A 13,535-nucleotide genomic window follows, 5' to 3' on the forward strand; every position below is an offset into this window, starting at 1 on the left:
GGTTAGAATCGCTGGCACGCAGACTGCATGGTCAGTTTGTGCCCGCCTTTCAGCTTTTCTGGAGTACTGCTTTTGAATGCGACGACCATCAACAGCCTGTTCTTGATCGGCGCGTTGCTGGTAGGTGCGAGCATTCTGGTGAGTTCACTTTCGTCGCGCCTGGGCATCCCGATCCTGGTGATCATCCTGGCCGTGGGCATGGCGGCCGGCGTCGACGGCGGCGGCATCATTTTCGATAACTATCCGACGGCCTATCTGGTCGGCAACCTGGCCCTGGCAGTGATCCTGCTCGACGGCGGCCTGCGAACCCGGGTGTCGAGCTTCCGCGTGGCCTTGTGGCCGGCATTGTCCCTGGCCACGGTCGGGGTATTGATCACCACCGGACTGACCGGTATGGCGGCAGCCTGGCTGTTCAACCTGAACATGATCCAGGGCTTGCTGATCGGCGCCATCGTTGGCTCCACCGATGCCGCAGCGGTGTTCTCGCTGCTGGGCGGCAAGGGGCTGAACGAGCGGGTCAGCGCCAGCCTCGAGATCGAATCCGGCAGCAACGACCCGATGGCGGTGTTCCTCACCGTCACCCTGATCGACATGCTCGCCAGCGGCGAGACCGGGTTGCACTGGAGCCTGCTGGGGCATCTGGTGCGTGAGTTCGGCATCGGTGGCGTCATCGGCCTGGGTGGCGGCTGGGTCATGTTGCAGCTGGTCAACCGGATCAACCTGGCTAACGGCCTGTACCCGATCCTGGTGATTGCCGGCGGTCTTGCGGTGTTCGCGCTGACCAATGCCCTGCACGGCAGCGGCTTCCTCGCGGTGTACCTGTGTGGCCTGGTGATCGGCAACCGCCCAGTGCGCAGCCGGCATGGCATCCTGCACATGCTGGACGGCATGGCCTGGCTGGCGCAGATCGGGATGTTCCTGGTACTCGGCCTGCTGGTGACGCCACACGATTTGCTGCCGATCGCCCTGCCCGCCCTCGGCCTGGCGCTATGGATGATCCTGTTCGCCCGGCCACTGTCGGTAATGGTCGGCCTGCTGCCGTTCAAAGCCTTCCATGGCCGCGAAAAAGCCTTTATTTCCTGGGTGGGACTGCGCGGCGCGGTACCGATCATCCTCGCGGTGTTCCCGCTGATGGCCGGCCTGCCCAATGCCCAGCTCTACTTCAACCTGGCATTCTTCATTGTGCTGGTGTCGTTGCTGGTACAGGGAACGAGCCTGCCGTGGGTGGCGAAACTGCTCAAGGTCACTGTTCCGCCAGAGCCATTGCCGATTTCCCGGGCCGCGCTGGAAGTGCACGTGACCAGCGAGTGGGAGCTGTTCGTTTATCGCCTCGGCGCCGAGAAATGGTGCATCGGCTCGCCCCTGCGCGAGCTGAAAATGCCAGAAGGCACCCGCATTGCCGCCCTGTTTCGGGGTCAACAACTGCTCCATCCGTCGGGTAGTACGGTGCTCGAGGTCGATGATTTACTCTGTGTTATCGGCCACGAACACAACCTTCCGGCCCTTGGAAAACTCTTCAGCCAGGCCCCGCAACGAGGACTGGATTTGCGCTTTTTCGGCGACTTCGTACTCGAAGGAGATGCCCAGCTGGCTGCGGTTGCTGCGCTGTACGGGTTGCAGGTTGAAGGCATCGATCCGGACATGTCCCTGGGTCGCTTCATCGCACAAAAAGTTGGCGGTGCGCCAGTAGTCGGAGACCAGGTGGAGTGGAACAGTACCATCTGGACCGTTGCGGTCATGGACGGGAACAAGATTGGCAAAGTGGGCGTCAGATTCCCCGAAGGAAGTCGCCCGGGCCCGGGACTCTTCCTCTAAACTCCACACTTCGCCAGCTTTCGATCGGTCTCTATGTCAACCCTGCGCACCTATTTCTTCATGGCCCTGCTGGGCTTGAGCCTCTCTGTCGGTACGTTACAAGCCGCCGAACCGCCCACCAGTGAATCCGTGCAGGCGAGCCTGGACAAGATTGCCGACCGCAAACTGCCGGAAGCCGATCAGAAAGCGTTGCAGAGCATCCTGCAAAACACCCTGACCCAGCTCGACAATCAGCGCGATTACGAGCAGAAACTGGCAGCGCTCAAGCAACAACTGGCTACCGCCCCCAAGCAGAACATCGAGAACCAGCGCGAACTGGTACGCCTCAAGGGCACCAAGGTACTGCCGGTGGAGCAACGCTTCGCCAATCTGTCGATCCAGCAGCTGGAGCAGATGCTCACCGAGCGCTCGACCCAGCAGAGCGATCTGCAAAAGGCCCTGGCGGATGCCAACAGCCTGGTCATCACCGCCCAGACCCGACCCGAGCGCGCCCAGGCAGAGATTTCCGCCAGCCAGACGCGGATCCAGCAGATCAACAACATCCTCAAGGCCGGCAAGGACGCGGGCAAGACCTTGAGTGGCGAACAGCGCGACCAGCTCAACGCCGAACTCGCCGCACTCAACGCGCTAATTCCCCTGCGGCGCCAGGAACTGGCGGGCAACAGCCAGTTGCAGGACCTGGGCAACAGCCAGCATGACTTGCTTACGGAAAAATCGGATCGCCTGGATCAGGAAATCCAGGAGCTGCAGAACCTGATCAACCAGAAACGCCTGGCGCAATCCCAGGAGACCGTGACCCAGCAGTCCATTGAGGCGCAGAAGGCCGGGGGCAGCAGCCTGCTGGCTACGGAAAGCTCGATCAACCTGAAGCTGTCTGACTACCTGCTCAAAAGCACCGACCGCCTCAACGTCGTCACCCAGCAGAACCTGCAGACAAAACAGCAACTGGACAGCGTCACCCAGAGCGACTCGGCCCTCGACGAACAGATCAACGTGCTCAAGGGCAGCCTGCTGCTGTCGAAGATTCTCTACAAACAGAAGCAGTCCCTGCCGCGCCTCAAGCTGGACCGCGACCTGGCAGACCAGATCGCCGACATTCGTCTGTATCAGTTTGATGTCAGCCAGCAACGGGAACTGCTGAGCAACCCGTCCATTTACGTCGACAACCTGCTGTCCACCCAACAGCCGGAACAGGTGACCCCGCAACTGCGCAAGAGCCTGCTGGAGCTGGCCAACACCCGGGCCGACCTGCTGGAACGGCTGAACCGCGAACTGAGTGCCGTACTCAACGAATCCATCACCCTGCAACTCAACCAGAAACAACTGCTGAGCACCGCGCAAAGCCTGCGCGCCACCCTCGACGAGCAGATGTTCTGGATTCCCAGCAACAAACCGCTGGATTTTGAATGGATGCACGGCGTGCCGGAGCGCCTGCAGCGCCAGGTCACCACACTGCCGTGGGCCTCGAGCCTGAGCGAACTGTACGACGGGCTAACCCAACGGCCGCTGCTGTTCCTGCCCTTGGCGTTGGTGATTGGCGCGCTGCTGTGGCGCCGCAAGAGCCTGTACGCCCGGTTGAACAAGGTGCATCAGGACATCGGCCACTTCAAACGTGACAGCCAGCTGCACACCCCGCAGGCCATTCTGATCAACATCCTGCTGGCGATGCCGGTGTCCCTGGGCCTGGCCCTGTGCGGCCTGGCGCTGCAGATCGACGCCCGCGGGCAGAACGCCAACATGGGCGCGGCCCTGCTGCAGATGGCGCAAGCCTGGCTGGTGTTCTACACCGCCTATCGCATATTGGCGCCGGGCGGCGTGGCGGAACTGCATTTCCGCTGGGAGAAGCCGCAGGTTGAATTCCTCCAGGGCTGGGTGCGCAGGCTTGGCCTGGTAGTCATGGCTCTGGTTGCCGTGGTGGCAGTCGCCGAGCTGCAACCGGCGGCGCTGGCCGATGACGTGCTCGGCATGCCGGTGGTGCTGACCTGCTATGCGTTGATGGCCTGGCTGCTCAGCCGCCTGCTGATCAGCAGCCCGACTCACCAGAACGCCTCGCTGTTCCGCAAGGCCGTGGGCGTCATGTTTACCGCGCTGCCCATCGCGTTGTTCGTCGCGGTCTGCTTCGGCTATTACTACACCGCGCTGAAACTCAGTGACCGCTTGATCAATACGCTGTACCTGCTGATGTTCTGGCTGGTAATTGAAGCCACGTTCGTGCGCGGCCTCAGCGTCGCCGCCCGACGCCTGGCCTACCAGCGCGCCCTGGCCAAGCGCCAGGCCGCCAAGGAGGCCGGCGATGGTGAAGCGGTGATCGAAGAACCGACACTGGACATCGAGAAGGTCAACGAGCAGTCGTTGCGCCTGATCCGCCTGGCGCTGCTGGGTGGTTTTATGGCGGCGCTGTACTGGGTCTGGTCAGACCTGATCACCGTGTTCTCGTACCTGGACAACATCACCCTCTACGAGTACACCAGCGGCACCGGCGCCAACATGAGCATGGTGCCGATCAGCATCGGCGACATGCTCGGCGCGCTGATCATCATCGGCATCACCTTCGCCCTTGCGCGCAACTTGCCGGGGTTGCTTGAAGTACTTGTGTTGTCCAAGCTGAACCTGGCCCAGGGCAGTGCCTACGCTACAACCACCCTGCTGTCCTATGTGATTGCCGGCATCGGCTTTGTCTCGACCTTGTCGACCCTCGGTGTGAGCTGGGACAAATTGCAATGGCTGGTGGCAGCGCTATCGGTAGGCCTGGGTTTCGGCATGCAGGAGATCTTCGCGAACTTCATCTCCGGCATCATGATCCTGTTCGAACGTCCGGTGCGGATTGGCGATACCATCACCATCGGCAACCTGTCCGGCACGGTGAGCAAGATCCGCATCCGCGCCACGACCATCACCGACTTCGACCGCAAGGACATCATCGTCCCGAACAAGACGTTCATCACCGGTCAGTTGATCAACTGGTCCCTGACGGACACCATCACCCGGGTGACGCTCAAGCTTGGAGTCGATTACGGCTCGGACCTGGACCTGGTCAAAGAGTTGCTGCTCAAGGCTGCCCGGGAAAACCCGCGGGTCCTGAAGGATCCGGAACCCCATGTGTACTTCCTCAACTTTGGCGAGAGCACCCTCGACCACGAGTTGCGCATGCATGTGCGCGACCTTGGCGACCGCAACCCTGTCCTGGACGAGGTCAACCGCTTCATCAATCGCGAGTTCAAGAAGCAGCACATCAACATTTCGTTCCGGCAGATGGAGGTATATCTCAAGAACCTCCACGGTCAGGAATACAAAATGGTGCCGATTGAACCGGAAAACAAAACCATCGTCCCGGTGGTCGACGGCAAACCCGCGCAGGAACCGCCGGCCGCCAAACTCGACTAACCCACTTATCCCTAGCAGAATGCTCGGACATTCTGCTGGAGATGGCCGGTGAAAGCCCTCGACGAACTGACCTTCGATAACCGCTTCGCCCGCCTGGGCGATGCGTTTTCTGCTCATGTGCTGCCTGAGCCGATCGACAATCCACGCCTGGTGGTGGCCAGCCCTGCGGCCATGGCGTTGCTCGACCTCGACCCGGCCGAGGCCCAGACCCCGGAATTTGCCGAGTTGTTCAGTGGCCACAAGCTCTGGGCCGACGCAGTGCCGAGGGCGATGGTGTATTCTGGCCATCAGTTCGGCTCCTACAATCCTCAGCTGGGTGACGGGCGCGGGCTGTTGCTGGGCGAGGTCTATAACCAGGCCGGTGAGCACTGGGACCTGCACCTCAAGGGCGCCGGCCAGACTCCGTTTTCGCGTATGGGCGATGGCCGCGCAGTCCTGCGTTCCTCGATCCGCGAATTTCTCGCCTCGGAAGCACTGCACGCCCTGAACATCCCCACTACCCGCGCCCTGTGCGTGATCGCCTCCGACACCCCGGTCTGGCGCGAGAAGCAGGAACGTGCGGCCATGGTCCTGCGCCTGGCACCCAGCCACATCCGCTTCGGGCATTTCGAATATTTCTACTACACCAAGCGCCCCGAGCAGCAGAACGAACTGGGCCAGCACGTGCTTTCCATGCACTTTCCTGAATGCCTGGAACAGCCGGAACCCTACCTGGCCATGTTTCGCGAGATCGTCGAGCGCAATGCCGAGCTGATCGCCAAGTGGCAGGCCTACGGCTTCTGCCACGGGGTGATGAACACCGATAACATGTCGATCCTGGGCATCACTTTCGACTTCGGGCCCTTCGCGTTTCTCGACGACTTCGACGCCAACTTCATCTGCAACCATTCCGATGATCAGGGCCGCTACTCGTTCAGCAACCAGGTACCGATTGGCCAATGGAACCTCAGTGCCCTCGCCCAGGCGCTGACACCGTTCATCAGCGTGGAAGCCCTGCGCGAAACCCTCGGCCTGTATCTGCCGCTGTACCAGGCCCACTACCTGGACCTGATGCGTCGCCGACTCGGCTTGACCACCGCCGAGGACGATGACCAGAAACTGCTGGAACAGTTGCTGCAACTGATGCAGAACAGCGCAGTCGACTACACTCTGTTCTTCCGCCGCCTGGGGGAAGATTCAGCACAAGATGCAGTCGCCCGCCTGCGTGACGACTTTGTCGACATCAAGGGCTTCGATACCTGGGCAGAGCTGTACGTCGCCCGGGTTGCCCGTGATGGCGACGCGGATCAACAGCTGCGCCGTCAACGCATGCATGCGGTCAACCCGCTTTATATCTTGCGCAACTACCTGGCGCAGAAAGCCATCGATGCTGCTGAGAGCGGCGATTATTCAGAGGTTCGCCGTCTGCACGCAGTGCTGAGTAATCCGTTTGAGCAGCAGCCTGGCATGGAGGCTTACGCTGAACGGCCGCCGGAGTGGGGCAAACACCTGGAGATCAGCTGTTCATCGTGATGGTGGTCAGATAAACGTCTCGACTGACACCCCGAAGCGTTCAGCCAGCCAGCGGATCTGCCGCAGGTTGAGCTGACGCTTGCCGCTCAAGATCTCCGATACGACCGACTGCGCTCCGATACCGGGTAATTGGCTCTGACTAAGGCCGTGCTCGCGCATCAAGTAACCGAGCATTTCGACACCACTCGGTTTCGGCATCGGGTGATGTTTAAGATCCCACTCCTCGATCCAGTCGCCGATGATATCCACCAGGCTCATCAGCGGATGGGACTCATCACCGCCGGTCATGGCCAGCAGCTCATCCAGCGCTTGGACCAACGAGTCATAATCAGCTTCATTCTTTGGCTTGCGCAGCAGTGGCGAGACGAATTCCCAGTGCTCTGCAGCCCTTTTGATCAAAATACTCATGTTCAAATCTCCTTCCATTTACCGCGGTCATACTCGCGGTGATCCAGCACATGCTTGATGTACAGTTTCTGAGCCCGGTACCGGACGTAGGCAATCAGCCGTAGCTTGTTGCCACCGATGTCGAACACATGCAATTCACCCACCTTGTCGACTGCGGGAAACACGCTCTTCATTGCGGCGAAATCCGCAGGATGATTCTTTTTGGCCAACTGATACCACTGATCAAGTGCGCTGCCTGCCATTGGCCATTTGGACTTGGCTTCACGTATGCGTTTTTCAGTAATGACATGCATGCAACATCCTTATCGCATTTTGCTATGGGGAGTTAATCACAACCTGGAAATATCGCAAGTTGCGATATTCACCAACAGACCGACGGTCTGCCTCGGTTCGACTCAGCCTAGTTTCATCGTCGAGCGCTGCACGATTGAAAATATGAGTAAACGTCTCCAAATAAAGGTATCGGCTTCCCATCAGGATCCTTGCTCATGACCGAACCACTTCTCATTCCCTGCCCCCACTGCAACGGGCTCAATCGCATCCCTGCGGAGCGCCTCGCGGACCAGCCGAAATGCGGCCGCTGCAAGGCTCAGGTCTTGTTAACGAGACCTTTTGAGCTGAAACAGAGTGATTACGCCAGCCAGATCAAGGGTGATCTGCCGCTGCTGGTAGACGTCTGGGCTGACTGGTGTGGGCCGTGCAAGTCGTTTGCGCCGGTGTTCGAGCAGGCGGCTGCGCAGTTGGCGGGAAAGTGCCGGCTGGCCAAGCTGGATAGCGAGGCGAACCAGCACTTGTCGGCGCAGCTGGGAATTCGCTCGATCCCCAGCCTGATTCTGTTCAAGAACGGTCGGGAAGTGGCGCGCCAGAGCGGAGCGCTTCCTTTACCGCAGTTGATGAACTGGCTGCGTAGCCAGGGGATCTGACGACCTTTTGATCTTCAGGCGTTTTCGAGCAGGTTATGCAACTCCACAAACTGCTGCGTCAACTTGTGCCGCGGATCCAGATGGATCAGCGGCGTGTTGGCCTGGTGCGACTCACGCATGCGCACCGAGGTGCCCAGGTATACCGGCAGCACCGGTAATCCCTCGGCGATCAACTCGTCAAGGATCTGCTGGGGCAGGCTCGCCCTCGCCTGGAACTGGTTGACCACGATGCCTTCCACTTCCAGACCTTCATTGTGGTCTTCCTTCAATTCTTCGATCTCCGCCAACAGGCCATACAGCGCCTGGCGCGAGAAGCTGTCGCAATCGAAAGGGATCAACACGCGATCAGCGGCAATCAGCGCCGAAACTGCATAAAAGTTCAGCGCTGGCGGCGTATCCAGATAAATTCTGTCGTAATCCTCGGACAGCTCGTCCAGCAATTTGCGCAGCTTGTTGATCTTGTGTTTAGCCTCGAGCTTGGGCTGCAGATCCGCCAGTTCAGCCGTGGCGGTAATCACATGGAGGTTATCGAAGGGAGTCTCGTAGATATCGACCTGGTTTTTCTTGGAGAACGGTCCGGAGGACAACGTCTGCTTGAAGAAATCGGCAATCCCCATCGGGATGTCATTGCCGGTGAGGCCGGTCAGATACTGAGTAGAGTTGGCCTGGGCATCGAGATCCACCAATAGGGTGCGATAACCCTCGCTGGCGCTGACCGCCGCCAGATTGCAGGCAATGCTGGATTTGCCTACGCCACCTTTTTGATTAAACACCACGCGCCGCATGTCAAAACCTCCGTGTATCAAAGAATGACCGAGTGTAGTGGTCCCGAGCGTCGCTTCGCTACCTCGTTGGGAAGAGGACTACAGGGTCAGGCGAAATATCCTAATAAAAACGCGGCAAGCCCAGGCAGGACGAGCAGATCGAGCCGACAGACAGGCTGTGTCCTGGTGTGAATAATGACCATATGCACCTAAGCACGAACCAGGCGGTACATTTCCTTGAGCAAAATGTAACCTGCATTTGCTACCCACCGGCTGCACCCGGATAATGCGCGCCACCTGGCGCTTGACGCCGCGCCATGTTTGTCGCTGGTTTCGTGACTCACCGCGTCAAAAAAGCCCTCGGGGCGGGATGAATGTCTGTGATCAAATTCAACATCGCCCAATGGCGCGCGTGGGCCCCCGGGCTCGAAAGCGTGGACGATTGGCAAGCCTGGAGTCGCCAACCGGTGGTCCTGCAGGCCAGCGATGCAGCGCCGGACGTCTCCTTCCTGCCCGCCATGCAGCGGCGCCGGCTCAGTCGCCTGGCGCGCATGGCCTTCAGTGTTGGCTGGCCACTGGCCGATGGTCGACAAGACCTGCCGTTGGTGTTTGTTTCCCGTCATGGCGAAACTCCGCGCACTTTCGACATTCTTAGCGACCTGGCCGCCGACCAACCGCTGTCACCGACCCAGTTCAGCTTGTCCGTGCACAACGCGATCATTGGGCTGTGGTCGATCATGCGCGGTGAAACCAGTGAAATGACCGCGCTGGCAGCGGCCGGTGACGGACTTGAACACGGCATGCTCGAGGCGGTGGCACTGATCGACGAAGGCGCACCTGCCGTGTTGCTGGTGATTACCGAAGAAACGCCGCCGCAAGCCTATTCCCAGTGGATCGACGACGTGCCGTTCCCCTACGCGCTGGGCTTGCTGATCACCCCCGGCAACGATTGGCAGCTGTGCCTGAACAGCACTCCGAATGCATTGTCAAAAGCTCACTGGCCACATGCCCTGAATCTCTTGCGTACCCTGCTCGGCCAGCAGACTACCTGCCAACATGCCTGGAAAAATCGTGTATGGACCTGGCAACGCAATCCTTGACCGAAAAGAGCCGCGACGCCTATTACTGGCGGCTGCTGGCGACCGCCGCAAGCTTCACCCTGTTCGGGTTGGGCGGGCTGTGCCTGCGCCTGGTAATCTTCCCCATGCTCGCTTGCCTGCCGGGTGATCCACAGACCCACAGGCTACGCGCGCGGCGTACCGTGAGTCGCTGCTTCTGGTTTTTCGTGCGGTTCATGGCCCGGGCTGGTGTCTTGACCTACGATATCCAGGGCGCCGAAAAACTCGGCAGGCCCGGGCAGATGATCATTGCCAATCACCCCTCGCTGATCGATGTGGTGTTCCTGATCGGCCTGGTGCGCCATGCCAACTGTGTGGTCAAGCAAAGCCTGTGGGAAAACCCCTTCACTCGCGGCCCGCTGCGCAGCACCGAATACATCAGCAACGACGGCAGCATGGATATGCTCGACACCGCCGCCGACGCACTGAAAAGCGGCCAGACGCTGATCATCTTTCCCGAAGGGACCCGCACCCAGCCAGGCGAATCGCCGGCCTTTCATCGGGGCGCCGCGTCAATCGCCCTGCGCGGTGCGAAAATCCTCACCCCGGTCACCATCAAGGTCAACCCCACCACGTTGACCAAGGCCGAACCTTGGTATCGGATCCCCAAACGCCGCGTGCACTTCAGTTTCCATGTCGGGGCCGATATAGATCCACAGGCCTTTGCCGCCTGCGGCCCTGCACCGCAAGCCTCGCGCAAGCTCAACGATTATTTGCATTCCTACTACATCAAGGAGCTCGCCGAAGATGAGCGATCTACACCGTGAAATCAAAGAACTGATCATCGATGCACTCGGCCTTGAGGACATCAGCGTCCAAGACATCGGGGACGACCAGACCCTGTTCGGCGAAGGCCTGGGCCTGGATTCGGTCGATGCCCTGGAACTTGGCCTGGCGATCCAGAAAAAATACGGCATAAAGATCGACGCTGACGCCAAAGACACGCGCAATCATTTCAGCAATGTGGCGAGCCTTGCGGCGTTCGTTACTGCAAAACAGGCAGCTTGAGACCGGACCATGCAAACTCGTGACGATATTTTCAACACCTTGCGCGATGCCTTGGTCGAACTCTTCGAGCTGGACCCGGAACGCGTCAGCCTCGATTCCAACCTGTACCAGGACCTGGAAATCGACAGCATCGACGCCGTGGACCTGATCGATCACATCAAACGCCAGACCGGCAAGAAGATCGCCGCCGAGGAGTTCAAATCGGTGCGTACCGTCAGTGACGTGGTCGAGGCGGTGTATCGCCTGGTTCAACCGGCCGCATGAGGCGACTGATCGGCCTCGGCCTGCTGCTGGCAGGCCTGCTGTACCCCTTCGCGGTGTATTTCGGCATGGAACACTTTGCCCCTTGGCAGTTCGGCCTGCTGCTGGGAAGCCTGTGGCTGGCGCGGGCGCTGCTCGGCCCACGCAAGCCCGGCAGCCTGTGGATGGCCGTTATCGCGATCATCTTTTGCCTGCTGCTTGCCTGGTTCGACAGTCCGCTGTTGTTGCGCTGGTATCCGGTACTGATCAGCGCGTTCATGCTCGGTTTGTTTGGTCTGAGCCTGAAATACGGCCCGCCGATGGTCGAGCGGCTGGCGCGCTTGCGTGAGCCGCACCTGCCAGCGAAGGCGATTGTTTATACCCGCCAGGTGACGATCGCCTGGAGCGTGTTTTTTTTCTGTAACGGCTTGCTCGCGACAGCCCTGACGCTTTGGGCACCGTTGAGTTGGTGGATGTTGTACACCGGCCTGATCTCCTATGGATTGATGGGCCTGCTGTTTGCCATTGAATGGCTGATACGACAACGGGTACGAGGCCACCCATGAACTGGATAAAACTTGAGCACTTGTTGCTCAAGGCTCAGCCGGAGCGCGCCGTCACGGCCGAGCCGGCGCTGAACCATGCCCAGCTGTGCGAACGCGCACTGCGTCTGGCTGCCGGTCTTGAACGCCAGGGAGTACGGCACGTTGCCGTGCACCTGGAAGACGCCGCTGACCTGGCTGTCGCCTTGCTTGGCGCCTGGCGCGCCGGCGTCAGTGTGTTGCTGCCCGCCGACCTGCAACCCGGAACCCGCCAACGCTGGTCGCCGGAAGTAGACCTGTGGCTGACCGACCTCGCCGACGACGCTCATCTGGACGATTACCCGGACGCGCCCCTGAGCGCCGCCGAACTCGACCTGGACCTCTGTCAACTCAGCCTGTGCACGTCCGGTTCCAGCGGCGAGCCCAAGCGCATCGACAAAAATCTGCGCCAGCTGGCCAATGAAGTGCTGGCCCTGGAGACCCTGTGGGGCGAGGGCCTTGGCCACGCGTGCATCATCGGCAGCGTCGCTACCCAGCACATCTATGGCCTGCTTTTTCGAGTGCTGTGGCCGCTGTGCGCGGGTCGACCGTTCGTACGCAAGCAGTTGGCGTTCCCGGAGGACCTGCAGCGCGCCAGCCGCGAATATCCGTCATTCGCCTGGGTCGCCAGCCCGGCGCTGCTCAAGCGCATGGGCGACAACCTTGACTGGCCCGCCTTGAGCGCAGTGCGCCGGGTATTTTCTTCTGGCGGTGCCTTGCCACTCGAGGCCGCACAGAGCCTGTTCCAGCGCCTGCAGCAATGGCCGACGGAGATTCTCGGCAGTTCGGAAACCGGCGGTATTGCCTGGCGCCAGGCTGATGAGCTGTGGCAGCCATTTGCCGAGGTCGAACTGGCGCAGGACAGTGACGGCGCGTTGCTCATCAGCTCGCCCTACATGCCCTGCGGGCACGTTGAACACACTGCGGATGCTGCGCAGATCGCTGCCGACGGCCGTTTCGAGTTGCTGGGGCGACTGGACCGAATCGTCAAACTGGAAGAAAAACGTATCTCGCTACCGATGCTCGAACAGGCTTTGCTCAGCCATGACTGGGTTGCCGAAACGCGCCTCGGCGTGATTCAGGAAAACCGTGCGTCGCTAGGCGCGCTGCTGGTATTGAGCGAGTCAGGGCTGCAGGCTTTGCGCAATCAGGGCCGGCGCAGCCTTACGGAAGAACTGCGCAGGCACTTGAGTCAGCACTGCGAGACCCTGGCATTGCCGCGGCGCTGGCGTTTACTGCGGCAACTGCCCTTCAACAGCCAGGGCAAGCTACCCCAGGCGGATGTCGAGGCATTATTGCTGGCGGCTCGGCCGAAGTTGCCGGAAGTGCTCGAGCAGATCGAAGCCCACGGCGAGTGGAGCCTGCAATTGGCGGTGCCGCCGGACCTCGCGTACTTCAGCGGCCATTTCCCCAAGGCGCCGGTGTTGCCCGGTGTGGTGCAGGTTGATTGGGCGCTTGCCCTTGGCCAGCGCTTAATGAATCTGCCGGAAAAATTCGCCGGCATGGAAGTACTGAAATTTCAGCAACTGGTGCGCCCGGGGGATCAGGTCCAGTTGCACCTGCGTTTTGATCCGGTGCGCGGCAAGCTGTATTTCGCCTATCGCAATGAAACCGCGACCTGTTCCAGTGGGCGAATTCTGCTGGAGGCGACCCGTGATTAAATTTCTCTGTCCTGTAGCAGCTGGCGAAGCCTGCGTTCGAGCGCGCAGCGGTCGTCCCAGACTCCCATTGAGCGCGAGCGCTTCGCACTCGAACGCAGCCTTCGGCAGCTGCTACGGGGAG

The 13,535-nt window shown here is 60.3% G+C and carries 13 protein-coding genes; 10 read left to right on the forward strand and 3 right to left on the reverse strand.

What is annotated here, in order from left to right; genetic code table 11:
* Positions 1–72: 72 nt before the first annotated feature.
* Genes ORL50_RS06070 through selO form a run of 3 tightly spaced genes read left to right on the forward strand, consistent with a single transcriptional unit; the run spans position 73 to position 6,711 of the window.
* Positions 73–1,815, forward strand: coding sequence for a potassium/proton antiporter (locus ORL50_RS06070; RefSeq protein ID WP_266011093.1), 1,743 nt, complete (start codon positions 73–75; stop codon positions 1,813–1,815).
* A 33-nt stretch (positions 1,816–1,848) separates the two neighbouring features.
* Positions 1,849–5,199 carry a mechanosensitive channel MscK gene (gene mscK / locus ORL50_RS06075; RefSeq protein WP_266011096.1) on the forward strand — a complete coding sequence of 1,117 codons (3,351 nt, stop codon included), beginning with the start codon at positions 1,849–1,851 and terminating at the stop codon, positions 5,197–5,199.
* A gap of 48 nt (positions 5,200–5,247) precedes the next feature.
* Entirely contained in the window at positions 5,248–6,711 is a 1,464-nt protein-coding gene (selO, locus tag ORL50_RS06080; RefSeq protein ID WP_266011098.1) for a protein adenylyltransferase SelO, read from the forward strand.
* Positions 6,712–6,717: 6 nt separating this feature from the next.
* On the opposite strand, the gene ORL50_RS06085 is transcribed toward selO, so the two are convergent.
* Both ORL50_RS06085 and ORL50_RS06090 read right to left on the reverse strand, forming a co-directional pair.
* A complete protein-coding gene (locus ORL50_RS06085; protein ID WP_266011100.1) occupies positions 6,718–7,119 on the reverse strand; it encodes a helix-turn-helix domain-containing protein in 402 nt (133 codons plus the stop codon).
* 2 nt (positions 7,120–7,121) lie between these two features.
* Positions 7,122–7,412, reverse strand: a complete 291-nt coding sequence (locus ORL50_RS06090; RefSeq protein ID WP_266011102.1) for a type II toxin-antitoxin system HigB family toxin — start codon at positions 7,410–7,412, stop codon at positions 7,122–7,124.
* Between the two features lie 195 nt (positions 7,413–7,607).
* On the opposite strand from ORL50_RS06090, the gene trxC reads away from it, so the two are divergent.
* Entirely contained in the window at positions 7,608–8,042 is a 435-nt protein-coding gene (trxC, locus tag ORL50_RS06095; protein WP_266011104.1) for a thioredoxin TrxC, read from the forward strand.
* Between the two features lie 14 nt (positions 8,043–8,056).
* Here the strand turns inward: trxC and ORL50_RS06100 are convergent, their stop codons facing one another.
* On the reverse strand, positions 8,057–8,827 hold the full coding sequence (locus ORL50_RS06100) for a ParA family protein (RefSeq protein WP_045061909.1): 771 nt from the start codon (positions 8,825–8,827) through the stop codon (positions 8,057–8,059).
* Positions 8,828–9,180: 353 nt separating this feature from the next.
* On the opposite strand from ORL50_RS06100, the gene ORL50_RS06105 reads away from it, so the two are divergent.
* From ORL50_RS06105 to ORL50_RS06130, 6 genes are read left to right on the forward strand one after another with little or no spacing between them, the layout of a single operon-like run.
* Positions 9,181–9,906, forward strand: coding sequence for a beta-ketoacyl synthase chain length factor (locus ORL50_RS06105; protein WP_266011109.1), 726 nt, complete (start codon positions 9,181–9,183; stop codon positions 9,904–9,906).
* Positions 9,882–10,691 carry a lysophospholipid acyltransferase family protein gene (locus ORL50_RS06110; RefSeq protein ID WP_266011111.1) on the forward strand — a complete coding sequence of 270 codons (810 nt, stop codon included), beginning with the start codon at positions 9,882–9,884 and terminating at the stop codon, positions 10,689–10,691. Before ORL50_RS06105 ends, ORL50_RS06110 begins: the two co-directional genes overlap by 25 nt.
* On the forward strand, positions 10,672–10,932 hold the full coding sequence (locus ORL50_RS06115; RefSeq protein WP_192307628.1) for a phosphopantetheine-binding protein: 261 nt from the start codon (positions 10,672–10,674) through the stop codon (positions 10,930–10,932). The genes ORL50_RS06110 and ORL50_RS06115 overlap by 20 nt, the downstream gene beginning before the upstream one ends.
* Positions 10,933–10,941: 9 nt before the next feature.
* Positions 10,942–11,196 carry an acyl carrier protein gene (locus tag ORL50_RS06120; protein ID WP_008025124.1) on the forward strand — a complete coding sequence of 85 codons (255 nt, stop codon included), beginning with the start codon at positions 10,942–10,944 and terminating at the stop codon, positions 11,194–11,196.
* Positions 11,193–11,738, forward strand: a complete 546-nt coding sequence (locus ORL50_RS06125; protein WP_266011120.1) for a COG4648 family protein — start codon at positions 11,193–11,195, stop codon at positions 11,736–11,738. The genes ORL50_RS06120 and ORL50_RS06125 overlap by 4 nt, the downstream gene beginning before the upstream one ends.
* Positions 11,735–13,414, forward strand: coding sequence for an acyl-CoA synthetase family protein (locus ORL50_RS06130; RefSeq protein WP_266011122.1), 1,680 nt, complete (start codon positions 11,735–11,737; stop codon positions 13,412–13,414). Before ORL50_RS06125 ends, ORL50_RS06130 begins: the two co-directional genes overlap by 4 nt.
* Positions 13,415–13,535: the final 121 nt, after the last annotated feature.

It is taken from the genome of Pseudomonas sp. RIT-562 (assembly GCF_026241895.1).
Lineage (GTDB): Bacteria > Pseudomonadota > Gammaproteobacteria > Pseudomonadales > Pseudomonadaceae > Aquipseudomonas > Aquipseudomonas mandelii_F.

Coding starts and splice junctions, on each gene's coding strand:
- mscK (WP_266011096.1), top strand. CDS start 1,849: ATGTCAACCCTGCGCACCTATTTCTTCATGGCCCTGCTGGGCTTGAGC.
- ORL50_RS06085 (WP_266011100.1), bottom strand. CDS start 7,119: ATGAGTATTTTGATCAAAAGGGCTGCAGAGCACTGGGAATTCGTCTCG.
- ORL50_RS06090 (WP_266011102.1), bottom strand. CDS start 7,412: ATGCATGTCATTACTGAAAAACGCATACGTGAAGCCAAGTCCAAATGG.
- trxC (WP_266011104.1), top strand. CDS start 7,608: ATGACCGAACCACTTCTCATTCCCTGCCCCCACTGCAACGGGCTCAAT.
- ORL50_RS06100 (WP_045061909.1), bottom strand. CDS start 8,827: ATGCGGCGCGTGGTGTTTAATCAAAAAGGTGGCGTAGGCAAATCCAGC.
- ORL50_RS06105 (WP_266011109.1), top strand. CDS start 9,181: ATGTCTGTGATCAAATTCAACATCGCCCAATGGCGCGCGTGGGCCCCC.
- ORL50_RS06110 (WP_266011111.1), top strand. CDS start 9,882: ATGGACCTGGCAACGCAATCCTTGACCGAAAAGAGCCGCGACGCCTAT.
- ORL50_RS06115 (WP_192307628.1), top strand. CDS start 10,672: ATGAGCGATCTACACCGTGAAATCAAAGAACTGATCATCGATGCACTC.
- ORL50_RS06120 (WP_008025124.1), top strand. CDS start 10,942: ATGCAAACTCGTGACGATATTTTCAACACCTTGCGCGATGCCTTGGTC.
- ORL50_RS06125 (WP_266011120.1), top strand. CDS start 11,193: ATGAGGCGACTGATCGGCCTCGGCCTGCTGCTGGCAGGCCTGCTGTAC.
- ORL50_RS06130 (WP_266011122.1), top strand. CDS start 11,735: ATGAACTGGATAAAACTTGAGCACTTGTTGCTCAAGGCTCAGCCGGAG.